Source organism: Nocardia sp. CDC159, assembly GCF_023740735.1.
GTDB lineage: Bacteria > Actinomycetota > Actinomycetes > Mycobacteriales > Mycobacteriaceae > Nocardia > Nocardia pulmonis.
Window position 1 is genome coordinate 90533 of sequence record NZ_JAMRXH010000008.1, and the last position, 24331, is coordinate 114863.

The following is a 24331-nucleotide window of genomic DNA, read 5'->3' on the forward strand; positions in this document are numbered from 1 at the left end:
GGTTACTCGACGGTGACGGACTTGGCGAGGTTGCGGGGCTTGTCTATGTCGTAGCCGCGGGACTGGGCTACCTCGGCGGCGAAGATCTGTAGCGGGACCGTGGACAGGAGGGGCTGGTACAGGGTGGGGGCGGCGGGGATTTCGATGAGGTGGTCGGCGAAGGGGCGGACCGTGTCGTCGCCCTCCTCCGCGATGACGATCGTGCGGGCGCCGCGGGCCTGGATTTCGCGAATGTTACTGAGCAGCTTGGAGTGCAGGACCGCGCGGCCCTTCGGGGAGGGCATCACCACGATCACCGGGAGGCCCTCTTCGATCAGGGCGATCGGGCCGTGCTTGAGCTCGCCCGCGGCGAAGCCCTCGGCGTGCATGTAGGCCAGTTCCTTGAGCTTGAGCGCGCCCTCCAGCGCGACCGGGTAACCGACGTGGCGGCCCAGGAACAGCACCGTGGACTGCTGGGCGAACTGCCGCGCGATCTCCCGCACCCGCGGCGCGGCGTCGAGCACCCGCTCCACCAGCTTGGGCATCGCCTCCAGCTCGGCGTATTCGCGCGCCACCTCGTCCGGATACTTGGTGCCGCGCGCCTGCGCGAGGGCGAGGCCCACCAGGTAATTCGCGGTAATCTGGGCGAGGAACGCCTTGGTGGAGGCGACGCCGATCTCCGGGCCGGTGCGGGTGTAGAGCACCGCGTCGGATTCCCGCGGAATCTGCGCGCCGTTGGTGTTGCAGATGGCCAGCACGCGCGCCTTCTGCTCCTTGGCGTGGCGCACCGCCTCGAGGGTGTCGGCGGTCTCGCCGGACTGCGAGATCGCCACCACCAGCGTCGACCGGTCCAGAACCGGGTCGCGATACCGGAATTCGCTGGCCAGCTCCACCTCCACGGGCAGCCGCGTCCAGTGCTCGATCGCATACTTCGCCAGCAGGCCCGCGTGATAGGAACTGCCACAGGCGACCACGAAGACCTTGTCGAATTCGCGCAGCTCCTGATCCGCCAGCCGCTGCTCGTCCAGCACGATCCGGCCATTGGCGAAATGCCCGATCAGCGTGTCGGCCACTCCGGCCGGTTGCTCCTCGATCTCCTTGAGCATGAAGTAGTCGTGACCGCCCTTCTCGGCGGCCGCCAGATCCCAGTCGATGGTGAACGGCCGGGTCGTGACGCCGGAATCGCCGTCGAAGTCGGTGACCGTATAGCCGTCGGCGGTGATCACCACGGCCTGGTCCTGCCCCAGCTCCACGGCCTCGCGGGTGTGCTCGATGAACGCCGTCACATCCGAGGCGATGAACATCTCGCCCTGACCGACGCCGACCACCAGCGGCGTCGAACGACGCGCCGCGATGATCATGTCCGGATGTTCGGCGTGCGTAAAGACCAGCGTGAACGCCCCCTCGAGCCGACGCAGCACGGCCAGGGCGCTGGCGACGAAATCGCCCGCGGTCGGCCCCGCGGCATAGGCGCGCGCGACCAGGTGCACCGCCACCTCGGTATCGGTGTCGCTGCGCAATTCGACGCCGGCGTCCTCGAGTTCGCGCCGCAGCGGGGCGAAATTCTCGATGATGCCGTTGTGCACCACCGCCACCGTGCCGCTGGCATCGCGATGCGGATGCGCGTTGCGATCGGTCGGCGCGCCGTGCGTGGCCCAGCGGGTGTGACCCATACCGGTGCTCCCGGCGAAGGCGGCCAGACCGGTTTCGGCGAGTTCGGCCTCCAGATTGGCCAGCCGCCCGGCCTTGCGCTCCACCGCGATCGAGCCCGCGCCGTCGAGGATGGCCACGCCCGCGGAGTCGTAGCCGCGGTATTCCATGCGGCGCAGCGCGTCCACGACAACGCCCAGCGCGTCCCGGTAACCGACGTACCCAACGATTCCGCACATGGGTCCCCAGCCTACTGGGAGGCGTAGGACATGCGAATCGGACAAGCTTTTGCCGGTTCACCGGTGTGCCCGTGCCGGTGGCGCGAATCCGCGGGCCAGCGGGCGGGCCAAGCGCCGGTGCCATCGGTTAAGTTCAAGTTCGTGTCGGCGTCTGTGAAATCGCTCCTGAGCTCCCTGTCCAGCCCGGGACCGCACCGGGTCATGCGCGGCAACCTGGGCATTGCCGGACAGCCGGGGGTGGTGTTCACCCCGGAGCAGGGCCTGAACCTACCCGCGGTGGCCTTCGGGCACGGCTGGCTGACCGGCGTCGGCAACTACCGCAGGCTGCTGGAACACCTCGCCTCCTGGGGTTTCGTCGCGGCCGCCCCCGACACCGAGCGCGGGCCGATTCCGTCACATCTGAATCTGGCGACCGATCTGCTCACCACCCTGGACATCTGCACCGGCGTCCGCCTGGGCGAGGGCAAGATCAGCGTCCACCCCGACCGCCTGGCCCTGGCCGGCCACGGCATGGGCGCGGGCGCGGCCGTCATCGCGGCCACCCGCCGCGAGGTCGCCGCGGTCGCCGCGCTGTTCCCCGCGCCCACCGCACCCGCCGCGGAATCGCTCGCCCCCGGCCTCGAGACCCCCGCGCTCATCGTGGCCGGGGCGCAGGACATCGACTCGGTCGGCTCGAATGCCCTCCCGCTGGCCTCCGCCTGGGGTGGTCCCGCGGTGCTGCGCACGGTCGACAAGGCCTCGCACAACGGCATTGTCGAGGGCCGCCGCGCGCTGGCCGCCCTCGGCGCGGGCAAGCACGAGCCCAGGACCGACCGCACCACCCGCGGCCTGCTGGTCGGCTACCTGCTCTACCAGCTCCTCGGCGACAAGACCTACAAGCCCTTCGCCGATCCCGAGGCCGTGATCCCGCACACCGAACCAGTCGATCCGGACGCCCCCCACGAACCCGAACCGCACGCGCCGTCGAAACGGCAACTGCTGCACGTGGTTCAGATGCTGCGGAAGTAACCGCTCAGCGGGGCGCGGTGCCCGGCTGGATCGGGCCGATGGTGAACGAGTGGATGTCCGGGCCCGCGCAGTGCTCGGTTTGCCACGGAATGAACAAGGCGTCCTTCTGATCCGGCGGATAGACGCGCAGCCCCGTGGCTGGGCTGAGTTGACACTGCTGCGGCTCGAAGCCGCCCATGCCGTTGGTGTCGTGCAGGCGTGCGGCGGCCTTGGTACCTGGGTCGAGGGTGACGGTGACGATCTGGCCGGGGGCGCGCGTGGCGGCGTTACCGGATTGCTCGCCGGATGCGGTGACGTAGGAGACCCCGGGATAGCCCGTGAGGGTGCAGGCCGTGGCGGAGGTGTTGGTGAAGACGAGGGTGGCGTGGTACTGGCCCGCACCCACGCCCTGATCCTGCTGGACCACCGAAAGCTGGCCGGTCGCACAGGGATTGACGGGGAGATCGACGGCGGACGGCATCGATGCCGCCGACCTGGGCGCGGCGGGCGAGACCTCCACGGTGGCCGATGTCGCGCCGTTCGGGGGGCTCTCGTTCCCGGTGCATGCGGCCGCCAGGACCGCGATCGCGGCAAAACCCACCGCCGAATACCTCGCGCTGCTGGGCATGACGTGAACCTACCTCCGCATGGGCGTGCCCCGAGTATTCATCGCGGCGCGGCCCGCCACCAGGCCCTCATGTCCGGGGCTCGGGCCGATCCCGTGGCAGCAGCGGATATCCCACGGCCATACCGAGTAAGACCGGTAGACCGTGATTGTCGTGGAAGATCGCGCCGAACACGGCCAGGGCCGGGACCGCGTAGAGGATCGGCCGAGCCGGGCGGCGGGGACCGAACCGGTCCGGGGCGCGCAGCGCGGCGATCGTGAGCGCACCGACCAGCCCGGCGACGCACATCGAATTGCCCGCGCCGGTGGAACGCAGCCACAGGTAGCTCACCACCTGACCGAACAGCCCGCAGCCGAAATACAGCAGCACCCAGCGCCAGCGGCCGAGGACGCGCTCGGCGATCGCGCCGAATACCAGCAGGATCACCAGATTGAACAGCAGGCCCGCGGTCCAGCCGTCCTGGAAGAACATCGCCGTGCCGAGCCGCCACCATTCCCCGGCGGCCACCCGGTCCGGGGCGCGACAGAATCGGTCGAACAGCGCCGGATGGATCAGTTGCGCGATGCCGGTCGCGGCCGTGATCAGGAAAACCGTTGTGGTAGTGATCGGTCGCGGGGGTCGGAGCAACCACTCGACGAGCGCCGAGCGGGGCGGGGCAACGTTCACCCAGGGCAGGGTACCGGCAGGATCATCCCGCGGCGGCCCCGGTGATCAGGCGGGATTCGACAGGTGTCGGCGCGGCGGTGAGATCCAAGACCGGGCAGTGGCTTTCGACCGCGCGATGCAGCTCGGCATACCGTTCGGCCGGTTCCGGCCCGTCGATCCGCACGGTCACCCGCACGGCCTGCAAGCCCGGCCGCACCGCGTCGTCGAGTCCGAAGAAGCCGCGCACGTCCAGATCCCCCTCGGCCTCGATCGCCAAATCCGCGACGACGATGCCGAGCCGCTGCGCCCAGAACCGATAGGTCACGGTGTGGCAGGCGATCAACGCGGCGAGGTACACCTCGACCGGATTCGCGGCGGTGTCCGCCCCGCCCAGATTCGGCGGCTCGTCCACCCGCACGGTGTGGTGACCGGCGGTGACCAGGGTTGCGACCGTCCCCTCCGGTCGGCCGGATGCGCGGAATACGACCGCGGCCGCGGCCGGATCCTGTGCGACCGCCCGCGCCGTCGCCGCGGTGATGTCGTTGAGCGGGGTGCCCACTTCTGTCGTCATCTCGCTGACGGTAGGAGCGGGGCGGCGCGGCGAGGAGGGTTGCGGTCGCGGTGATCGAAAGCCTCAGACCAGCCAGCTCTTCCGGCGGTAGTACTCGTCGTCCTCGTCGTCGGCCCAGGTGGCGGGGCGCTCGGCCGCGCGGGCGGCGGCCATTCGGGCGAGGTCCTCGATCCGATCGCGGGCCGCCTGGTCGGTGCGGGCCTGTTCGGCGGCCTCGGCCTCCCACTGCGCGGTGAGGCGGCGGCACTGCTCGGCGGTCTGCCGGTTCACCTCGTCGATCTCGTCCAGCAGCAGGGCGTTGCGGCGGCGGCCCTCCGCCAGAATGCGCTCGATCTCGGCGGCGTAGTCCATGCGTCGCTATCGCCTTCCGTCGCTCACAGGGGACCCGCCTCCGCCAGCCGGGCGCCGATGTCGGGGGGTGGATCGGGCTCGTTGCCGCGTTCGGGCTCGTGTTGCGGCGTGAGCTCGAGCTTGTCGGGCGTATTCGCCGGGGCGCCTTCGATATTCCGAGGCGGCTCCGCCGGAGCCGGGGGTGTGTCGGTATCGGCCTGCGGTTCGGGCGCCTCGACGGGCGCTACGCCCGGCTGCGGCGGATCGGAGTGCGCCTCACCGCTCGATTCGGCCGCGGGCTCGGCCGGTGTCTGCTCCTCGGCGACGACCGGTATGGCGTACTCGCCGAGCCGCAGACTGTAGGCCCGCGTCTCCCCGCCGTCCTCCGACACCGCCAACCGCACCCCGCCGTCGGCTTCGGTCTCGACCGCCAAACGTCCTCTCCCGGCCTCGAATTCGGCCCGCAGACCGTCGCCCGGCTGCACCAGGTGCGCGATCCGCTCCGCGGCATCGCCGACCCCCTGCTGGATCGCCTGCGCCGCGGCGTCGAGATGGTGCCGGAGCGTCCCAATGGAATTGCCGAGCCCCGCCCGGTCCGCGCTGGGCGGCGTCCCGTCGACTCCCTGCCGCTCCGCGCCCGCCCCGGCCGATGTCGGCCCCTCGGCACCCGGCTGAATCACCTCGGCGGAACCCACGCCACCCGGCCGGCTCGCCTCGCCCATATCCGAAACACCTTGCTGTACCAGCTCGCCCGCACCGCCAGCGCTCTGCCGAATCACCTCGGCCGCACCCGCAGCACCCTGCTGAACCGCAGCGCCCGCGTCCATAACGCCCTGCTGAATCATCTCCCCCACACCACCACCACCAGCAACGCCCTGCTGAATCGCCCCGGCCACACCAGCGATGGCCTGCTGCACCGCCTGACCCGCGCCCTGGACCCCCTGCTGCATCACCTCGGCCACGCCAGCAACACCCTGCCGCACCGCCTCGCCCCCGCCCAGGACTCCCTGCCGCACCGCAGCACCCACGTCCGGAACGCCCTGCTGGATCATCCCCGCGACGCTCTGCTGAACCAGGCCCGACAATGCCGACCCGGCCTGCGGACCCGTGTTCTCGAACAGCGAATCGGATTGTTCCCCAGCCCTGGCCGGCGGGGCGTGACCGGTGCGACGGCTGGAATCCCCCCGCGTCCCCGCCTTCGGATACGGCTCGTCGCTGACCTGGGCGAGGGCATCGATGATCACCTTGTACAGGCCCTCGACCCCGAAATGGCAACTGGCGCAGGCTCGCTCGAAGACGCCGACCTTCTCGGTCACATCGGTCCGGAACGGTCCGTGTACCCAGTCGAAACAGCTCTTCGGCAGGGCGTCGCGGGCGACCCCGGGGAACAGCGCCGCGACCCGGTCGATCCGGTGATCGCCGTCGGAGGGCCGCGCTGCCCCACCGTCGGCGGCATAGGTCGCGGCGGCCCGGACGATGTCGTGGACCTGTCCGGCATGCTTACCGTCGATCGTGCCCGCGGTCCGATCCCAGATGGCCCGCACGGCATTCGCCTTCCCGGCGATGATCAGTTTCAGCGCGGGTAGCGCGGCGTCCAAGGCGGCCAGGGCAGTTCGGGAGGCCACCCGGTCCTCGTTCACGCGCACGAGCAGTCCACGCATCAGATCGGTGGCGGCCGCCGCGGCCGCGCCGTGCCAGATCGACGGCAGCGTCCGGGCCTGCGCGTTCTGCAGCTCCCACTCGGCGTCGGCCGTCGCGAGCGCCCGTCGCAGCGCATCGGCCACGGTGCCCAGCGCGGTGAGGTTCATGCCCCGCTGCATGTCGTAGCGGGCGCACAGCTCGAGATAGCCGGGCCCGTCGCCCGGCATCGCCTCCTGCAGCAGCGGCAGATACAGCTCGAAATAGCGCAGGCCGGGCGTCCCGTGATCCAGAATCCGGTCGACGTCACCCGATCTCGCGAGATCCGTGTCGGCGCCCATTACGCGCTCGCGGTCTTCCGGGCCGCCTCGGCATCGGTCTCGCCGAGGACCACGACGCTGCTGCCCAGGGCGTCGGCCAGCGCCTCGGACGCCTCACGCCACTGCAGCAGCCAGGACTCGAGGCGGACCAGCCCGCCATGAATCCCGCTGCCCTGCTCCGCGTACCCCCGTCCGGCCTGGGCGGCGGCGAAGGCCCCGGGCTGCACCTGTTTCGCGTGGGCGCCGATCGTGGCGGCTGACGTCTTCAGCGCACCGGCCACGGTGACCAGCGCCTGCCGATCGACGAGCACATCCGCGGACGCCTCGGTGTCGGCCATCTACGCACTCCCCTCCCTCATGCCCGGTCCCGTCTCTATTGGACGCGGCGGAACCGGACCCGGTTCCACTGCGGGACTACTCGCCGATCCGTCCCTGATCCGTGCGCACCCACTCGGTGGTGCCGTCGGGATTGTGGCGGAACTCCCAGGACGCGTAGTCGCCGTCCTCCTCGACGATCGAGACGTGGTCGGCCGTGCCGTCGCGGTCCATATCGGTCCACACCTCCAGGGCATGGGCGCCGTGCACGGTCACGCTGTCCGCGATGCCGTCGCCGGTGATGTCCTGGGTCGGGTTGTCCAATTCCACGGAGCCGAGGTGGCCCAGATCGGAGTGGGCGTCGACATCCGGAAGGTCGAGGCCCGGCAGGTCGCCTGATGAGATCATGTGCGGCTCCTCGAAAGACGCGCGTCGGGATGTCGCTCCATCCTTCCATCTTCGCGGGGGCGCGCACACCCGTGTTCCCCGCAGCTGTGGACAACCGGCTCGGCTGCGAGCTACATCACATTCAGTACTTGGGCATGACCAGCCACAGCACCAGATAGACGATGAACTGCGGGCCGGGCAGCAGGCACGACAGCACGAACAGTAGCCGCACCACATTAGCGTTCCAGCCGAAGTACTGGGCGATGCCACCGCAGACGCCCGCGATCCACTTGTTCTGCTGCGAGCGGGTGAAGCGGCGGGTGGGGACGGTCATCGGTTTCTCCTTCTGTTGATCCCTACCGCTCCACTGTGCGCGACGATCACCCTCGGCCGCATCGGGCACGGGACCGATCATCACCCTGATTTCCCACGGCCCGAACTCAGGGTGCCACCCCGAAACCGGCACACTGTCGGGGTGACCACTCTGCACGCACGCGGGCTGTCTGCCGGGCACGGCGAGCGCACCCTGTTCGCCGACCTCGATCTCGTGCTCGCGCCCGGCGATGTGATCGGGCTGGTCGGGGTGAACGGCGCGGGCAAGTCGACGCTGCTGCGCATGCTGGCCGAGCAGAATCCGCCGACCGGGGAGATCGCCCTCAGCCCGCCCGATGCGACCGTCGGCCATCTGACGCAGGAACCCGAGCGGATCGCGGGCGAGACGGTCGCGCGGTTCCTGGTGCGGCGCACGGGAGTGGCCGCGGCGCAGCGGGTCATGGACGCCGCGGCCGAGCGCCTCGCCGAGGGCGGCGACGACGAGTACTCTCCCGCGCTGGAGCGCTGGCTGGCGCTGGGCGGGGCGGATCTGGAGCAGCGGGCCCAGGAGGTGGCCGCCGAACTGGGCCTGATCGCGAGCCTGCCGAACGGTCTGGACACCCCGATGACCGGCCTGTCCGGCGGTCAGGCCGCGCGCGCCGGTCTGGCGTCGGTGCTGTTGTCGCGCTTCGACATTCTGCTGCTCGACGAGCCCACCAACGATCTGGATCTGGACGGGCTGGCCCGGCTCGAACGGTTCGTCGCCGGGGTGCGGGCGCCGCTGATGATCATCAGCCACGACCGGGAGTTCCTGGCGCGCACGGTGAATCGGATCGTCGAACTCGATCTGGCCCAGCAGCGCGTCGGCATCTACGACGGCGGCTACGAGTCCTACCTGGTGGAGCGGGAGATCGCGCGGCGGCACGCCCGCGAGGCCTACGAGGAGTACGCCGACACCAGGGCCGCGCTCGAGAACCGCATGACCATGCAGCGCAACTGGCTCGAACACGGCGTGCGCACGGCGCGGCGCAAGGCCCGCGATCCGCGAAAGCTGGACTCCGACAAGGCCGGTCGCAAGACGCGGGCGGAGTCCACCGAGAAGCAGGCGTCGAAGGTGCGCCAGACCCAGCGGCGCATCGAGCGGCTCGACGAGGTGGAGGAGCCGCGCAAGGAGTGGGAGCTGCGGATGACCATCGCGGCCGCCCCGCGCAGCGGCACGGTGGTCGCCAGCCTCGCCGGTGCGACCGTCCGCCGCGGCGACTTCACTCTGGGACCGGTGACGGCGCAGGTGGATTGGGGCGATCGGATCGTGGTGACCGGGGCGAACGGCTCGGGAAAATCCACGCTGCTGGCGCTGCTGCTGGGCCGGATCGAACCGGACGGCGGGACCGCGACCCTCGGCTCCGGGGTGGCGGTGGGCGAGGTGGATCAGGCGCGCGGGCTGTTTCGCGGGGCCGCCTCGCTCGCGGATACCTTCGGCGCACAGGTTCCGGACTGGCCCGAGGCCGAGGTGCGCACCCTGCTCGCCAAATTCGGCCTGCGCGGGCCGCAGGTGCTGCGCGCCAACGACACGCTGTCCCCCGGGGAGCGAACCCGGGCGGCACTGGCGCTGCTGCAGGCCCGCGGGGTCAATCTGCTCGTCCTCGACGAACCCACCAACCATCTGGACCTCCCGGCCATCGAGCAGCTCGAGCAGGCCGTCGAATCCTTCTCCGGCACACTGCTGCTGGTCACCCACGATCGGCGCATGCTGGACACGGTGCGCGCCACCCGCCGCTGGCGCGTCGAGCGGGGGCGGTTGTTCGAGGAAGGGTAGGGTCAGCCCTCGGTGATGGCCGTGATCAGCGTGCGGTTGGCGACCGTGCGGGTGGTGATGATCTGGGTGAAGGTGTGCGGCGGCTCGTTCGGCTTCTGCTGGGTGAGCCGCACCGCCCACTGCCCCTCCTCGGCGGAACGGGTGATCTGCACGCAGTAGCGGGTGCCGACCGGGACCTGGTTGATACCGCGCTGAATCTGCTCGGCCGTGGGCACCTTCGCGTCGTCGGCGACGACCGCGCGGGCGGCGAAGCCGGAGCGCTGCACATAGTAGGCGCGTTCGAAGGCCAGGATGGTATCGGGACCGTTGCCGGTGCCGCCCGGATCGGTGCCGGAAACCACATCGGCGCTGCGCCGCTGCTCGCAGCCATCGGCCGCCACCGCACCGGCCGGGGCGGTTGCGGTGGTCGGCGCGGGCGTGGTCAGGGTGGTCGACGCGCGCCCGGGTGCGGATACGGTCGCGGTGGCGGGGGTCGCGCGCTTGCCGGTGTGGATGACGGTCAGCACCACCGCCACCACCACGACGCCCAGGCCGATCATGATCAGCGCGGCCACCAGCTTGTCGCGGCGGCGGTTGTCCTCGCGCGGGCGACGCGGATGCCGTAATCGCGGACCGGGATTGCCGCCGGATCGATCGATGAGGGTCGGCACCAACGCGGACTTGTCGACCAGATCGTCGGGGATGGCGCGGGTGCGCGGCCGCGCGGCACGGGTCGACCCGTCCCCCGCCGCACTCGACAGTCCGGCATCCGCATCGTCCGACGGCCCGGCCTCCCGGCCCAGCGCCGCATTCGGTCCGACACCCCCGGCCCCCGGCAGCGCGGCGTAGCGTGGCCCCGGATTCGGGTCCAGCCACCGCTCCCAGTCGTCCTGCTCATAGGCCGAATCGTCGTCGACCGGAAGCGGTTCGGGCACAACGCCGCTCGGCTCGGCCCGTCGCCGCGGTGCGCGCCGCCCGGAACGGCGGCGCTTGGCCTTGCGGGTGGGGGTGCGCAGCATCGGCAGCCCCAGGTCGAACGGATTGCCCTGCCCCTGGCGCGGATCGTCCGAATCAGATCGTGTCATCGCCGAAGTCGCCGATGACGGCGGCCGGAACCGTGTCCTCGACGGCCATCGCGGGCACGGTCACACCGAGCTGGCCGTCGCGGGGCTTGTGCTCCTGGTCGGTGTTCGGTGGCTGCGCCGGTGGCATGGCCAGGCCGCCGGTGACACCGGGCTGCCCGGGCTCCGGGGGCTTCGGCGGGCCGACCGGCGCGGGCGGGGCCGGATTCGGCGCGGGGGCAGGCGGATTGGCGGCCACGGGCGGGGGCGCGGCCGGAGCGGATTCCGGGAGCGTGGGTTTCGGCCCTCCGGGCGGACCGGGTGCGGCGTTCGGGGCGGGCGGGATGATCGAATTGGGCGCGGGCGGAATCACCACGCCGGGCGCGGACGGGGTCGACGGCCCGGATGGCTGGGTCGTGGTCCCGCCGCCGAAGTCGAAGATCTTCGATCCCGCGGTGCCGTCCCCGGTGCTGGTCGAACCCGGGCGGATGAGCTCGGGCACAGCGGTTTCCACCACCTTGTCGACCGATGCCGCGACGGTGTCCATCGCATGCATGCCGACCTCGGCGATCTTGTCGATCAGGTGGGTGCCGATATCCACACCGGCATTGATCGCTGCCGTGCCGACCTGCACACCGGCCTGGATCAGCTGGCGCTGCAGCTGCAGCTGGGCGGCCTGGGCCGGATCCATCGGCCGATCCGTGGGGGCGACGCCGGACAGCGGCGCGTCGGAGGAGTAGGTGTCGCCGGAATAGTCGGAATAGTCGGTCGGCGTCGAGGACCAGTCGTCGTCGGACAATCCGGTGGGCCGGGTGACGGTCAGCGGGCCCATATCCGACAGGCGCTGGGTATGCCCGTCCATCTCCGACCGAGCGGTCTGCACGGTCGAAATGGCCTCGCGCAGCGCCTGCGTCGCACGGGCGATCACGGCATCGGTATCGGGTGCGGCGGTGGCGTTGCCCAGGATCGCGCGGGCGTCACTGCGGAAGTCGGCGATGATCCGATCGACCTGCCGCGCGGCGCGCGAGCTGGTCGCATGCGCCTCCGACAGCACCGACAGATAGGCCGGGCCGCGATCGGAGATGTCGCCGATCTGGGTCTGGGTGGTGCGCAGCGCGGGCACCGCGGCGTCGGCGCCGGTGCCGGTCCAGGTGGACTCCAGCGCGTGCACGCCCTGCCGGTGCGGGGCCTCGGTATCGGCGGCCCGCGCCGAGGAATTGGACAGCGCCGCGGCGATGGTGTCGTTCGGGGCGGCCCGGCCGGTACCGAGCGAGGCCCGCAGGTGCAGCAGCGGGCGGACCAGGGTGGCGACGATCGGCGGATCGACATTCGGATCGATCGGGGCCGAAGCCTCTTCCGCGGGGCGGCCTTTCAGGGCCGTTGCGCGCCTCATACGCTCACCTCACCCTCGCCCGCGCGGGTGACCGCCGCGGCCGAACCGGAATCGATACCCTGCGAAGCGACGTTGTGATCGCGCAGCACCTGCCCGTAGGTGGCGACCAACCGGCTCGCCGTCGAGAGCGCCTGGGCGTGTTCGGAAACCGCCGCGGTGAACCGGGCCGCGAATTCCGAGCCGACCAGCCCGAGATCGGCCGAGAGCTGCCCGGGATTCACCGCTCCGGCCGCGACCGCGGCCGCCGCGGCCAATTGCTCCGAGACGGTGTCCGCGATGGCGGTGTAGGCGGCCATCGCCACCGGATCGAGCTTCAGCGTGTTCACTGTTCCCCCTCACGGAAACCCAAGCTTTCGCTGTCGCATCATGATTCAGCGTCCACCATACTTCGCGGTACGCCGGGGCGCGCCCCGATGCACCACAGTGTTACCTACGACCAGCGAAATTCCGCTACGGGGGTTACAGGGAGGCGACCCGCTTGGCCAGATCGTCGGCCAGGGCGCGGGCGCGATCCGGATCGGTGGCCTCGACCATGACCCGCACCAATTGTTCGGTGCCACTGGGGCGGAGCAGGACCCGGCCGGTCTCGCCGAGCACACGCTCGGCCTCGGCCACGGCATCGCGGATCTCCGGCGCGGCGGCCACGGCGGATTTATCGGTCACCGGGACGTTGACCAGCACCTGTGGCACGGTCCGCAGCACGCTCGCCAAATCGCCCAGGCTGCGGCCGGTCTGGGCCATGCGGGCCATGAGCTTGAGCCCGGTGAGCACCCCGTCGCCGGTGGTGCCGTGGCGCGGGAAGACCACGTGCCCGGATTGTTCGCCGCCCAGGCTGAAGCCGCCGCGGCGCAGTTCCTCGAGGACGTAGCGGTCGCCGACGGCCGTGGTGCGCACGGTGATTCCCGCCTCGCGCAGGGCGATGTGCAGGCCGAGATTGCTCATCACGGTGGCCACCAGGGTGTCCTGGACCAGCTCACCGGCCTCGTGCATCGCCAGCGCGAGGATCGCCATGATCGCGTCGCCGTCCACCACCGCGCCGGTGGCGTCCACGGCCAGGCAGCGGTCGGCGTCGCCGTCGTGGGCCAGGCCCAGATCGGCGCCGTGTTCGCGCACCGCGTGCTGCACCTGGTCCAGATGCGTGGATCCGCACCGCTCGTTGATGTTCAGCCCGTTCGGCTCGGCATTGATGGCGATCACGCGGGCGCCCGCCTCGCGATAGGCCGCGGGCCCGACGTCCGAGGCCGCGCCGTGTGCGCAGTCGACGACGACGGTCAGCCCGCTCAGATCGCACCCGGTCGCCTCCACCAGATGTTCGACGTAGCGCTCGTGGGTCCCGGCCAGGCTGTAGTGCGCGTCGACATGACCGTCCACACCGGACAGGCTCAGCACCCGCCCGATCCCCGCGCCGGTCGGACGGCTGAAGCCGCGCTCGCGCACCAGTTCCTCGATGCGGTCCTCGATCGCGTCGTCGAGCTTGTGCCCGCCCGCGGCGAAGATCTTGATCCCGTTGTCGGGCATGGGATTGTGCGAGGCGGAGATCATCACGCCCAGGCACGCGTCGTAGGCGGCGGTCAGATAGGCGACGGCGGGCGTGGGTAGGACACCGACCGACAGCACGTCCACCCCGGCGGCGGTCAGGCCCGCGGTCACCGCGGCCTCGAGCATCTCCCCGCTGGCTCGCGGGTCGCGACCCACCACCGCCACCGCGCGTCTCTTGCCCCGGCTGAGCACCTGCGCCGCCGCCGCCGAAACATGCAGTGCCAGTTCAGGACTCAGCGATTCGTTGGCAAGCCCCCGGACCCCGTCGGTTCCGAACAAACGTCCCATTCCCTCGCCCTCGCATAGCAATACAGGTCGATACAGCACGAGAGCAGGCGCCCGACGATTCCGAATGGTTCGGCGCGGGCGCCTGCTCTCGTACAGGTGACGAAAAGACCGTACCCTTTCCGGCACCGGCGCGGTGCCGGAAAGGGCGGGCCGTACGTCGCAAGATCAGCGCTTCGAGTACTGCGGAGCCTTGCGGGCCTTCTTGAGGCCGTACTTCTTGCGCTCGGTGGCGCGCGGGTCACGGGTCAGGAAGCCGGCCCGCTTCAGGGCGGGACGATCCTCCGGGGTGACCTCGATCAGCGCGCGGGCGATCGCCAGGCGCAGGGCGCCGGCCTGACCGGACGGGCCGCCGCCGACCAGGCGGGCGTGCACGTCGAAGGTCTCGGTGCGCTCGACGGTGACCAGCGGGGACTTGACCAGCTGCTGGTGCACCTTGTTCGGGAAGTAGTTCTCCAGGCTGCGGCCGTTCAGGGTGAACTGGCCGGTGCCCGGAACCAGGCGGACGCGGACCACGGCCTCCTTGCGGCGGCCGACGGTCTGGACCGGACGGTCGATCACGACCGGGGCCGGGGTGAAGTCGGCCTCGCCCTCGGCCTCGTAGGTGTATTCCTCGTCGACGACCTCCGCGGTGGGCTCGGCGACGAAGTCCTCGTTGAATTCCTCGGGAGCGGTCACTGGGCCACCTGCTTGATCTCGAACGGAACGGGCTGCTGTGCGGCGTGCGGATGCGTCGGGCCCGCGTAGACCTTCAGCTTGCCCGCGATCTGGTTGCCCAGCTTGTTCTTCGGGATCATGCCCTTGACGGCACGCTCCACCAGGCGCTCCGGCCGGGTCTCGAGCAGCTGCCCGACAGACCGGGACTTCAGGCCGCCCGGGTGCCCGGAGTGGGTGTAGAGAAGCTTGTTCTGCCGCTTGTTGCCGGAGACGGCAACCTTGTCGGCGTTGATGATGATGACGAAGTCGCCACCATCGACGTTCGGGGCGTAGGTCGGCTTGTTCTTGCCACGCAGCAGGTTGGCTGCTTGCACGGCAAGGCGTCCGAGCACTACGTCAGTGGCGTCGATGACGTACCACTTGCGGGTCACGTCACCGGCCTTGGGGCTGTACGTAGGCACAGTGCATCCCTTGTCTGTCGTTCGGCTGCCGGCCAGGCGTGGACGGTCGAGCGATCCCGGCGGCCGGTTGAGACCCGGGGCTCGTGCGACGACACGGGAAACCCGCGACGTACCGCACGCCAGCGGCCCACGATACCAGCGGGACCGAGGGTCGCCGAAATCGGGTGGCGGCCTCAGGCGTGCATGGGCGGGCCCACGTCGTCGATGCCGGGCAGGGTGGGCACGAGGTAGCGCAGATTATCGATGCCCAGCCGGGCACAGCCGGGTGCGTCGCCGATGGACCGCGGGCCGGAATCGGGGCGGGCGTGCTGGGTAAGGGCGCATTCCGGAACGGTCGGGCGCACCCGGGAGGCCCGTTCCACCGCGGGCCACGCGCCGAAATCGGAGCGCTCGCCGAGCACGGCGGCCGAGCGGACATCGAAGCTGGCCGCACCGTCCGCGGGCGGTGCGGCGCTGTCGACGTTCACGGGGGCGTCCACCGAGGCCACGGCGTCGGCGGGCCGGGCGAGCCGTTCCGGCTCACCGCCGGACTGGATGGCGACCGCGGCGAGCGCGACCGCGCCCACGATCGTCGGGGTGCCGAACAGATTGTCCTTGACCTTGCCCCAGAGCTTGCCCCGGCGTTGATCGCCCTCCTCGTCGTCGCGCTCCGGCGCGGCCGGGGGCGTCCAGGGGTCGGTCGAGCGCGTCGCCGTCGATTCGGGCCGGCGGCCCAGGACGGTGGTCACCTCGTCGGCGGGCGGGCGGGTGAACCGGCCGCCGCGCTCGCCCGAATCCCGGGCGGCGTGGCGGCCCTCGCTCGGCGGCGGATCCACGTGCCGCGGCACCAGTTCCGGCTGCCGCGCCAACGGCTCGGGCTGGCGCTGCAGCGGCTGCGCGTGCGCGGCGATGTGCCGCGGACCCTGATCGACCGTGCCGGTGAGCTGCGGGGCCGCCTCGACCGAGGCCGATTCCGGCGGCCGCCAGCTGTGCCGCCCGGATTCGCGCGCGGGCGCGGCCATGCCCGGATTCGCGGTACCCCGCGCGGCCGGGGTCGGCGTGCCCGGCGTCGGCAGGGCATGCCGCCCGCCCCCGCTCACGCTCGTCCCCACGGTCCGCCCCGCCGCGGACTCCGCCCCCGAAATGCCTTGTTCGACTCCGGAAACCCCATGCCCCGGATTCTCCGGCGCGCCCTGACGCGACCCTGAAACGCCCGGCGAGTCGGCATTGCCCGATCCGCCCGAGCCGCCGCGGCTCGCATTCGGATTGCTCGCGGCACCCGGCGGTCCCGGGTCGGCGGGCGGCCTGGCGATTCCCGGCCCGGGATTACTCAGCGGACCCTGGCCTCCCTGTCCCAGGCTGCCCGTGGGGCCCGCGGCCCCGGGCGGACCGGGCACACTCGGACCCCCGCGGCCCGGACCGGGCTGGACATGCGGTCCCGTCGTGCCGTAGGGCGAGCCCGGATGCGAGCCGCCGGGCCCGGGCGGGCCCTGGGGTCCGCGCGGGGCGGGCGGCGGCGGGCCACCGTGACCGGGCGGCGGTCCGGGCGGATATTGATCGTCGGGATACTCGCTGTCGGTGACGAGCAGGTGGGCCGCGCCCAGCACCAGGGCGTGCATCGGATGGTCCGCGACGCGCAGCCGGTGGCCCAGGTGGTTCTGGAAGGCCAGCCGTAACGCGTCGTTGAAGCAGATGTTGCCGGTGAGCAGCACGGTCGAGGTGTCGGCGCCGATCGAGCGGGCCGCGGCCATCACCTCGATCACCACATTGTCGGCCGACTGCGCCTCGCGCATGGCATCGGGTGCGATCGGCACGCCGACCGATTCGGTCGGCTGCTCGTCATCGCCGTGCACCGCGACGACCAGACACATCCGGCCGTCGGAATACACCCCGGTCGCGCCGACCGGTCGCCGTCCGCCGTCGGCGGGCTGCACCAGGCCCAGCGCGCGCACATAACCCGACAGCGCCACCGATTCCGGCAACGGTTCGGTGATCACGTCCAGCAGCTCGACGACCCGGCAGTATTCGTCGACCTTCTCGTCCGGCCAATCGTCGGGATACGGCAATGCCACCACGTCCGGCTTGCCGCGCAGATGCTTGCCGACCGCGGCCAGCGGGTTGTAGAGCCGGGCCCGGAACACCAGTTCCACCGGCCAGGTCGCGCCCGCGATCCGGATCTGGTGATGGCCCAGCACATCGCGCACATCGGCGATGGCGATGCCCAGATCGGGCCGCCCCCGCTCCGCCCCGGAGGTGTGCAGCCGACCCGACGCATCGGCCAGCAGATACGCCGGCGGTGTGTAAGTGCCTTCCACCTGGACCGGGCGAATCGGTGTCCCACCGCCGCCGGCGGCCACGGACACCACATCCCAGCCGAGATGCACTGCCCCAACTCGAGCCGTCACACGCACTAGTGTGCCTGCCATTCGCACGACACGCGCGACGGGGCAGCCGGCCACCCGGTCATGTGGCCGACCGCTTCAGCCGCAGTCGCCACCAGGTGAGCGCGGACAGGATCGCGGTCAGCACCAGCAGCATCGCGATGTCCAGCAGCCAGAAGACGGGCTCGTGCTGCCACAGCGCATCGGGTTGCGCATTGACGAACAGATCGCGCAGATCCACCGTCGACGCCCCCGCGGCGAATCCCCAGCGCGAGGGGAACAGATAGGACAGCTGCTCGAGCACGACCCGGTCGGTCACCGGGATCATGCCGCCCGCCATCACCAGCTGGCACATGATCATGACCACCAGCAGCGGCATCACCTGCTCGTTGGATTTGGCGATGGTCGACAGCAGCAGGCCGATGACCACGCACGTCACCGCGGTGAAGGCCAGATCGAGGTAGAGCTCGACACTGCCCGAGGGCAGCAGCGTGCCGTCACCCGGCGGATTCTTCCCGGCCAGCACGATCGCCACCAGCACCGCCGACTGCAACAGCGCCGCCATGCCGAACACCATGACCTTGGCCATGAGATACGCCGACGGCAGCAGTCCCACCGCCCGCTCGCGATGGAAGATCGGCCGCTCCCCCACCAGATCGCGCACGGTCAGCGTCGAGCCCATGAAACACGCCCCGAGGATGAGCACCACCAGCAGCTGCTGGGTCTCCCCGCCCCCGCTGGGCACCATCGATCCATCCGGCAGCGGCACCAGCGGACCGGGCGCGAAACCGTTCTTACCCGGCACCACCAGCGACAGCACCCCGAGGACGAACGGCAGCACCACCAGGAACGCCAGATATCCGCGATCGGCGAGGATCAGCCGCACCTGCCGCCGCGACAGCGTCGAGAACTGTTTCCAACCACTGGATTTCGGCGGCTGTCCGGCCACCCCGCGCGGGGCGGCCGGTGGCGGCGGCGGCACCGCGGCGGCCTGGCGGGAGCGGTAGTTGGCGAAGGCGCGATCCGGATCGGCCGCCACCCGCGCAAAAATCTCGGCCCAGTCGCTGGTGCCGAGGAAGTGTCCGACGGCGGCCGGATGGCCGCAGAACGCGGTCTTGCCGCCCGGGGCCAGCAGCAACACCTGATCGCACATGTCCAGGCAGGCCACCGAGTGGGTGACCACGATGACCGTGCGCCCGGCGTCGGCCAGTTCGCGCAGCATCGTCATGACCTGCCGGTCCAGCGCCGGATCCAGACCCGAGGTGGGCTCGTCGAGCAGCAGCAGCGCCGGGCCGGTGAGCAGTTCCAGCGCCACCGACGCGCGTTTGCGCTGGCCGCCCGAGAGCCGGTCGACCCGCGTGTCGGCGTGTTCGGTGAGCGAAAGTTCCTTCAGCACACCGTCGATCACCCGCTGCCGATCGGCCTTGGTGGAGTCCGGCGGCAGCCGCAGTTCGGCGGCGAAACCCAGCGCCTGGCGCACGGTGAGCTGGCGGTGCAGCACATCGTCCTGCGGGACCATGCCGATTCGGCTGCGCATGGCCTCGTATTCGGCGTGCAGGTTGCGGCCCTCGAAGGTGACCACACCCGCGGACGGATGGGTCGTTCCCGCAATGAGTTTGGACAGCGTCGACTTGCCCGCACCGGACGGGCCGATGAGCGCGGTGAGCGTGCCGCGCCCGGCGGCCAGGTTCACATCGACGAGCAGCTGCTTGTTGCCCTCCACCGCGAATCCGACGCCGTGCACGTGCAGACCCTGCTCGGCGACCGGCTTCTTGCGGTGCACCAGAGCACCGTCGGCCACCACGAAGTCGACGTTGCCGATGGTGACGATGTCGCGCTCGCGCAGTGCGGTCCGCTGTTCGCGGCGGCCGTTGACGAAGGTGCCGTTGGCCGAGCCGACATCCTCGATGACCAAACCCTCGGCGCTCTTCACCAGCCGGGCGTGCCGACGTGAGGCCAGCGGGTCGTTGACGACGATCTGGTTGTCGCTGGTGCGGCCGATGGTCAGGCCCCCGGCCGGAATCCGGTCGGCGCGCGCGATCGGGGCGGTCGAGGCGCGGGCGCGCATCGGCGGCAGCGCCGAACTGTCGGCCTTGGCGGTCATATTGAAGTTCGGCATCGGTTGCGGCGTGGGCCGCTGCGGCGCACCGCGGCCGGGCGGCGGGGTCTGCGGCCGAGCGTTCGCCGGGGTGTGCGGATGCGGCTGCGGCTGGCCGGGCATGCGGTTCGGCGGCGCGGGCCGGTGCGGCGCGGGCGAATTCGGCCGAACGCCGTCGGGCAGCAGATGCAGCAGCGGACCGGAGACCGCATCGCCCAGCCGGATCAGGGTGGGCCGATCGATCGGCACCGGCCGAGTCAGCCGTCGCGCCTCCACGAACACGCCGTTGGTGCTTCCGTTGTCGGTGAGCACCCAGGCAGTACCCTGCCAGGCGAGCGTGGCGTGCACGCGCGACACCAGCGGGCTGTCCACGAACAGGGTCACCTCCGGCGCGCGGCCCATCGTGACGTGCTGCGTGACATCGAAGACGCGATCGGTTCCCTCGTGGCGCACGGTGATCTTCTGCGCCGTCGGTGATGACATGTGGCGGACTATATTCGATAGACCCGACACGGGTGGGGGTCGGAGATGCCCGCAATTATCCTGTCGGAAGTCCGAAACCGATACGTGACCGCCCGGGGAGGGAGTCGATGTTGGCGAGACGCCGGAGGTTAGCGGTGCTCGCGGTACTGGCCCTGGCGGTCACGATGCTCGCTGGCTGCACCATGACCGTCAGCGGTCGCGCGGTCTCGATCTACGACGATCCGTTCAAGGTGGCCGGTCTGCCCACCACCGGCGGACCGAGCGGACCGCGCCCCGGCGTGCCCGATTCGACGCTGACCGCCATCGGCGGCGACAACGGCGAGATCGACAAGCTGGCGCTCAACGCCATCGACGACATCCAAACCTATTGGCGCGGGGAGTATCACAGGGAGTTCGAGGGCGAATTCGTTCCGGTCACCAAGCTGTTCTCCTGGACGGCCAAGGCACCGCGCACCCAGGAGACGCAGTTCTGCAAGGAGACCACCTACCATCTGGTGAACGCCGCATACTGCCGCCTGGACAACACGATCGGCTGGGATCGCGGCGTGCTGCTGCCGATGATGCAGGAAAGCTTCGGCAAGATGGCCGTGGTGATGGTGCTGGCCCACGAGTACGGCCACGCGATCCAGACCATGTCGCGCATCGTCTCGGCCAAGGATGAGGTGATCGTCAAGGAGCAGCAGGCCGACTGCTTCGCCGGGGCGTTCATTCGCCATGTGGCCGAGGGCAAGTCGCGACATTTCACCATCAATACCTCCGATGGCCTCAACAATGTGCTGGCGGCGACGGTCGCGATCCGCGACTCCAATCCCGGTGATCCCGAGGCGGTGCACGGTTCGGCGTTCGAACGGGTCACCGCGGTGCAGATCGGCTTCACCGACGGTCCCAAGGCGTGCAAGTCGATCGATATGAAGGACATCAACCGCCGCCGCAAGAATCTGCCCGAGGGCATGCGGACCGACACCGGCGGCCACGATCAGGTCGACATCACCAAGGAGAATCTGATCAAGCTCAGCCGCCAGATGGCGGCCATCATGCCGGTGCCGCACGAGCCGACCTACGATTTTCACGGCGCGAATCTGAAGTGCCGCAACGGCGCCGACACCGTCCCGGTCACCTACTGCCCGGCCACCAACACCATCGGCACCGACGTCCCGGCGCTCGCCGAACGCGGCGCCGCGCACGACGACGAGCGGGACAACTTCCCGACCCGGGTGACCGGGGACTACGACGCCTATGTGGTGTTCGTCTCCCGATACACCCTCGCGGTACAGGGCAATGCGGGTCAGCGCCTGACCGGCGCCAAGGCGGGACTGCGCGCGGCCTGCCTGTCGGGAGTGATCTCGGCCGAACTCGCCGAACCCGAGAACAGCCCCAAGCCGGGCGATCTCCGGCTGACCGCCGGGGATCTCGACAAGGCCGTCTCCGGCCTGCTCACCGACGGTCTGGCCGCCAGCGATGTCGAGGGAAAGACGGTGCCCAGCGGCTTCTCCCGGGTCGACGCCTTTCGCGCGGGCGTGCTGGGCACCCAGCAGACCTGCGTCTCCCGCTACTCCTGAGCGTCAGCCGAACGGCGGCGGGGCGGCGGGCTCGAACCGCAGCACCCGGTTGCCGAGCATGATCTCCGCGCCGTGTACCAGGGCCAGGGGCTGGTTGGGCGGCAACCGAATCCAGTCCCGATAGCCGGGCGGCCGGGCCCGGGTGCCGTTGGTGGACCCGCGGTCGACCAACATGACGTCCCAGTTCACCAGGTGGATCTCGGCGTGCGCGCGGGACATGCCGCCGGAGGCGTCCTCGACGCGCAGCGGCACCAGGCCACGGCGGGCCGGTTCGGAGTTGTCCGGATCGCGGCCGAGCACCGCGTCGGCGGCGAGCAGGAAGCTCATTCCGTCGTCGAGCAGCAGCACACCCAACGGCGGGCGGATCACCTCGGCGGGCTGCTGGGTCTGATCCACCGGCATGCCGCAGACCGTGCAGAAGGCGGAGCGCGGATCGCTGGGATGGGCTCGCGCGCATGTGAATCCGAGCACCTTCACCGACAGCGAGGTGGCCCGCGCGGTCGCCTCGAGGCGGCGTTCGAGTTCGGGATCCGGCGCGGCCGCCGCGGTATCCGGCTGCTCCGGCACGGACGAAACAGCCTGCCGCGGTTGGGCTTCCGGGCGCGTATGCGCCACCGGCCCGCGGGGCCGGGGTTGCGATCGAGGCGCGTCGGTCGGCATTTCGATGGCCGATTCCGGCGATTCGGCCGACTCGGCGCGCCGATGCGCTCCGCCGCTGTGCCGCAGGCCGTTTCGGGCCCGCGTCCGCTCGCCCTCGAACCAGACGATCGCACCGGCCGCGGGAGCCACGCCCTCGACGAGCGAGCCGATGCCGCGCTCGGGCAGGTCGGGAATCCGGCCGGGGTCGTCATCGATGAACAGCGCGGCCGCCCGCTCCGGCGGTTCGGCCACGCGATCGACGGTGAAGGCGGCGTCCACGCCGCGGTAGTGCTCGACCCCGCGCGCACCCGACAGCAGCGCGGTCACGCCGCCGTGCAGGAAGATCGCCAGCCCGCCGTGATCGGCCGGGGAGAGAATGCCCAATTCGATCGGCCGCGGCGAGATCTGCTCCGCATCGCGTATGAGCCAGCGCGTCGCCTCGCGCGCCACCAGCCGCCCCGGCCCGTCCGCGACCTGCTCGCGGGCCTGCACCACCAGCTGGGCCAGCGCCTCGGCCGCCCGCATGGCGGGTGAATCCGTGTGGACCCGGCCGGGTTCGCGATGGGCGACTAGCACGAGCGCACCCGCCACCCGCACCGCGACATGATTGCCCGCGACGATCTCGACCTGCCGATCCATCACGGCAATCGGCTCCCCGGGTACGGCTGTGCGGTCCTCACCACACGGACAAGGTTAAGGCAATCGCCGTTCGCCGGTCCCCGGCCGGTCGCCGGTCCGGTAATTTGGGACGAGGGCACCGCGAGGCACGGGGGCTGGTTCATGAACCGTCGCAGGCACATACGGTCGGTCGTCGGATGGCTGGCCGCGGCCGGACTGGTCACCGGATGCGGTATGGCGGGTGCCCCGGTGGCGGGCGAAATCGACGTCCGCCGTTTGGATGTCGGCCCGTACCCGGTCGACCGACACCGCTACGACCAGCGCGCGGAGGACAAGGGCGCGCTGCTGGAGGGCATGCGGATGTCGGCGGCGGTGGTGCCGTCGGTGCGCATCGATCCCTCGCTGTCGGTCGGCGAACAGGGCCGCGTCATTCCGGACAGCCTCGACGCCACCAGCCACTTCCTCGCCGGGGTGTCCAAACCCGTGCTGGATCGCCACGAGATGATCGTCGCCTACGTCGCCGCCGGGGCCGATCAGCCGACCGCACCGGACGCCGACCGGCCCGGGCCGGGTGCCACCACCGTCACCGATGTGGTGATGCGATTCCCTGACGCCGACACCGCGCGGACGGCCGCCCGTGAACTCGAGCAGGTCGACTTCGACGTGGCGCCGGATCTGAACCGCAAACTGGTGCTGCCGAAGTATCCCGACGCCTTCGTCCACTACCGGCCGGGCGTGGCGAATATCGGAACCTTCATGGCCTACCGGGAATTCGTGATCTCGCTGTTCATCGAGCGCCCCCGCGCCGAGGAGCAGGACCTGCTGGCCTGGGTGCAGAAGACGCTCGACGCGCAGGTGCCCGCGCTGGACCGGTTCACCCCGACGCCGCGGGACCGCCTCGACGAACTGCCGGTCGATCCGGAGGGTCTGCTGGCCCGCACGCTGGTGCGCGACCGCTCCGGCCGCACGCCCGATCCGAATCGCTTCGGCGTCTACGCCGCACCGGCCTTCGTGCAGATCGCCGCCGACGAGACGGCCCGTCAGCGCCTGGTCGACGACACCGGCCTGGACGCGCTGTCGGTCGGGGACACCAATTCCGTACTGCGCGTGCGCGATACGGCCGCGGGCCCACGGCTGATCAGCGGGCTCATGGCGGCTGCCGGATCACGGTACGATCCGACCGCGGCGACCGGCGAGGTGCCCGGCGCGAAATGCCTGCAGCTCAATAGCACCGGCGACCTGCAGCGCGAACCCAAGTACCGCTGCTTCGTGCCCTACAAGCGCTACGTCGCCGTGGTGACCAGCAACGACCGCACCGACGCCGACCAGCGGACCGCCGCCGCCTACGCACTGCTGGCCAACAGTCTGTGAGTAGCATCGCGCT

Annotated in this window: 23 protein-coding genes; 5 read left to right on the forward strand and 18 right to left on the reverse strand. The window is 70.8% G+C overall.

Annotation, left to right across the window (positions count from 1 at the left end):
• Nucleotides 1–2: 2 nt before the first annotated feature.
• Nucleotides 3–1868: a glutamine--fructose-6-phosphate transaminase (isomerizing) gene (gene glmS / locus NDR87_RS19285; protein WP_251914472.1), complete on the reverse strand. Its 1866-nt coding sequence runs from the start codon at nt 1866–1868 to the stop codon at nt 3–5.
• 141 nt (nt 1869–2009) lie between these two features.
• Here glmS and NDR87_RS19290 point away from each other — a divergent pair, with 141 nt between their 5' ends.
• Nucleotides 2010–2876: a dienelactone hydrolase family protein gene (locus NDR87_RS19290; RefSeq protein ID WP_251914471.1), complete on the forward strand. Its 867-nt coding sequence runs from the start codon at nt 2010–2012 to the stop codon at nt 2874–2876.
• Nucleotides 2877–2880: 4 nt separating this feature from the next.
• On the opposite strand, the gene NDR87_RS19295 is transcribed toward NDR87_RS19290, so the two are convergent.
• On the reverse strand, nt 2881–3336 hold the full coding sequence (locus tag NDR87_RS19295; protein ID WP_286013784.1) for a DUF4232 domain-containing protein: 456 nt from the start codon (nt 3334–3336) through the stop codon (nt 2881–2883).
• Here NDR87_RS19295 and NDR87_RS19300 point away from each other — a divergent pair.
• Complete coding sequence (locus NDR87_RS19300) at nt 3308–3490, forward strand: hypothetical protein (RefSeq protein WP_251914469.1); 183 nt, start codon at nt 3308–3310, stop codon at nt 3488–3490. The two genes, NDR87_RS19295 and NDR87_RS19300, sit on opposite strands and share 29 nt — an antisense overlap.
• A gap of 60 nt (nt 3491–3550) precedes the next feature.
• Here NDR87_RS19300 and NDR87_RS19305 read toward each other — a convergent pair whose 3' ends face one another.
• The 7 genes from NDR87_RS19305 to NDR87_RS19335 all read right to left on the reverse strand — a co-directional run bounded on the left by NDR87_RS19305 (nt 3551) and on the right by NDR87_RS19335 (nt 8021).
• Entirely contained in the window at nt 3551–4147 is a 597-nt protein-coding gene (locus NDR87_RS19305) for a rhomboid family intramembrane serine protease (RefSeq protein WP_251914468.1), read from the reverse strand.
• Between the two features lie 22 nt (nt 4148–4169).
• Nucleotides 4170–4697: an OsmC family protein gene (locus tag NDR87_RS19310; protein ID WP_251914467.1), complete on the reverse strand. Its 528-nt coding sequence runs from the start codon at nt 4695–4697 to the stop codon at nt 4170–4172.
• Between the two features lie 63 nt (nt 4698–4760).
• Nucleotides 4761–5048: a hypothetical protein gene (locus NDR87_RS19315; RefSeq protein ID WP_251914466.1), complete on the reverse strand. Its 288-nt coding sequence runs from the start codon at nt 5046–5048 to the stop codon at nt 4761–4763.
• Between the two features lie 23 nt (nt 5049–5071).
• Nucleotides 5072–7006 (reverse strand): hypothetical protein, encoded by a 1935-nt coding sequence (locus tag NDR87_RS19320; protein ID WP_251914465.1) that lies wholly within the window; start codon nt 7004–7006, stop codon nt 5072–5074.
• Nucleotides 7006–7323, reverse strand: coding sequence for a hypothetical protein (locus NDR87_RS19325; RefSeq protein WP_251914464.1), 318 nt, complete (start codon nt 7321–7323; stop codon nt 7006–7008). The genes NDR87_RS19320 and NDR87_RS19325 overlap by 1 nt, the downstream gene beginning before the upstream one ends.
• 76 nt (nt 7324–7399) lie before the next feature.
• Nucleotides 7400–7708: a DUF6802 family protein gene (locus NDR87_RS19330; RefSeq protein ID WP_251914463.1), complete on the reverse strand. Its 309-nt coding sequence runs from the start codon at nt 7706–7708 to the stop codon at nt 7400–7402.
• 121 nt (nt 7709–7829) lie between these two features.
• Entirely contained in the window at nt 7830–8021 is a 192-nt protein-coding gene (locus NDR87_RS19335) for a PspC domain-containing protein (protein WP_251914462.1), read from the reverse strand.
• Between the two features lie 141 nt (nt 8022–8162).
• On the opposite strand from NDR87_RS19335, the gene NDR87_RS19340 reads away from it, so the two are divergent.
• A complete protein-coding gene (locus NDR87_RS19340) occupies nt 8163–9815 on the forward strand; it encodes an ABC-F family ATP-binding cassette domain-containing protein (RefSeq protein WP_251914461.1) in 1653 nt (550 codons plus the stop codon).
• 2 nt (nt 9816–9817) lie between these two features.
• Here the strand turns inward: NDR87_RS19340 and NDR87_RS19345 are convergent, their stop codons facing one another.
• From NDR87_RS19345 to NDR87_RS19380, 8 genes are all read right to left on the reverse strand, one after another.
• Nucleotides 9818–10879: a hypothetical protein gene (locus tag NDR87_RS19345; RefSeq protein WP_251914460.1), complete on the reverse strand. Its 1062-nt coding sequence runs from the start codon at nt 10877–10879 to the stop codon at nt 9818–9820.
• Nucleotides 10866–12248, reverse strand: coding sequence for a hypothetical protein (locus NDR87_RS19350; protein ID WP_251914459.1), 1383 nt, complete (start codon nt 12246–12248; stop codon nt 10866–10868). The genes NDR87_RS19345 and NDR87_RS19350 overlap by 14 nt, the downstream gene beginning before the upstream one ends.
• On the reverse strand, nt 12245–12574 hold the full coding sequence (locus NDR87_RS19355; protein ID WP_251914458.1) for a hypothetical protein: 330 nt from the start codon (nt 12572–12574) through the stop codon (nt 12245–12247). The genes NDR87_RS19350 and NDR87_RS19355 overlap by 4 nt, the downstream gene beginning before the upstream one ends.
• Before the next feature lie 133 nt (nt 12575–12707).
• Complete coding sequence (gene glmM, locus NDR87_RS19360; RefSeq protein WP_251914457.1) at nt 12708–14075, reverse strand: phosphoglucosamine mutase; 1368 nt, start codon at nt 14073–14075, stop codon at nt 12708–12710.
• Between the two features lie 165 nt (nt 14076–14240).
• On the reverse strand, nt 14241–14750 hold the full coding sequence (gene rpsI, locus NDR87_RS19365) for a 30S ribosomal protein S9 (protein ID WP_251914456.1): 510 nt from the start codon (nt 14748–14750) through the stop codon (nt 14241–14243).
• The gene (gene rplM / locus NDR87_RS19370) at nt 14747–15190 is read right to left on the reverse strand and encodes a 50S ribosomal protein L13 (protein WP_251914455.1); all 444 of its coding nucleotides are present in this window, start codon (nt 15188–15190) and stop codon (nt 14747–14749) included. Before rplM ends, rpsI begins: the two co-directional genes overlap by 4 nt.
• A 173-nt stretch (nt 15191–15363) precedes the next feature.
• A complete protein-coding gene (locus tag NDR87_RS19375; RefSeq protein ID WP_251914589.1) occupies nt 15364–17574 on the reverse strand; it encodes a hypothetical protein in 2211 nt (736 codons plus the stop codon).
• 58 nt (nt 17575–17632) lie between these two features.
• Complete coding sequence (locus tag NDR87_RS19380) at nt 17633–20131, reverse strand: FHA domain-containing protein (protein ID WP_251914454.1); 2499 nt, start codon at nt 20129–20131, stop codon at nt 17633–17635.
• Between the two features lie 107 nt (nt 20132–20238).
• Between NDR87_RS19380 and NDR87_RS19385 the strand changes: the two genes are divergently transcribed.
• The gene (locus NDR87_RS19385; RefSeq protein WP_251914453.1) at nt 20239–21690 is read left to right on the forward strand and encodes a metallopeptidase; all 1452 of its coding nucleotides are present in this window, start codon (nt 20239–20241) and stop codon (nt 21688–21690) included.
• Nucleotides 21691–21693: 3 nt separating this feature from the next.
• Here NDR87_RS19385 and NDR87_RS19390 read toward each other — a convergent pair whose 3' ends face one another.
• Nucleotides 21694–22968 (reverse strand): FHA domain-containing protein, encoded by a 1275-nt coding sequence (locus NDR87_RS19390; RefSeq protein ID WP_251914583.1) that lies wholly within the window; start codon nt 22966–22968, stop codon nt 21694–21696.
• A gap of 141 nt (nt 22969–23109) precedes the next feature.
• Here NDR87_RS19390 and NDR87_RS19395 point away from each other — a divergent pair, with 141 nt between their 5' ends.
• Nucleotides 23110–24318 (forward strand): hypothetical protein, encoded by a 1209-nt coding sequence (locus NDR87_RS19395; RefSeq protein WP_251914452.1) that lies wholly within the window; start codon nt 23110–23112, stop codon nt 24316–24318.
• Nucleotides 24319–24331: the final 13 nt, after the last annotated feature.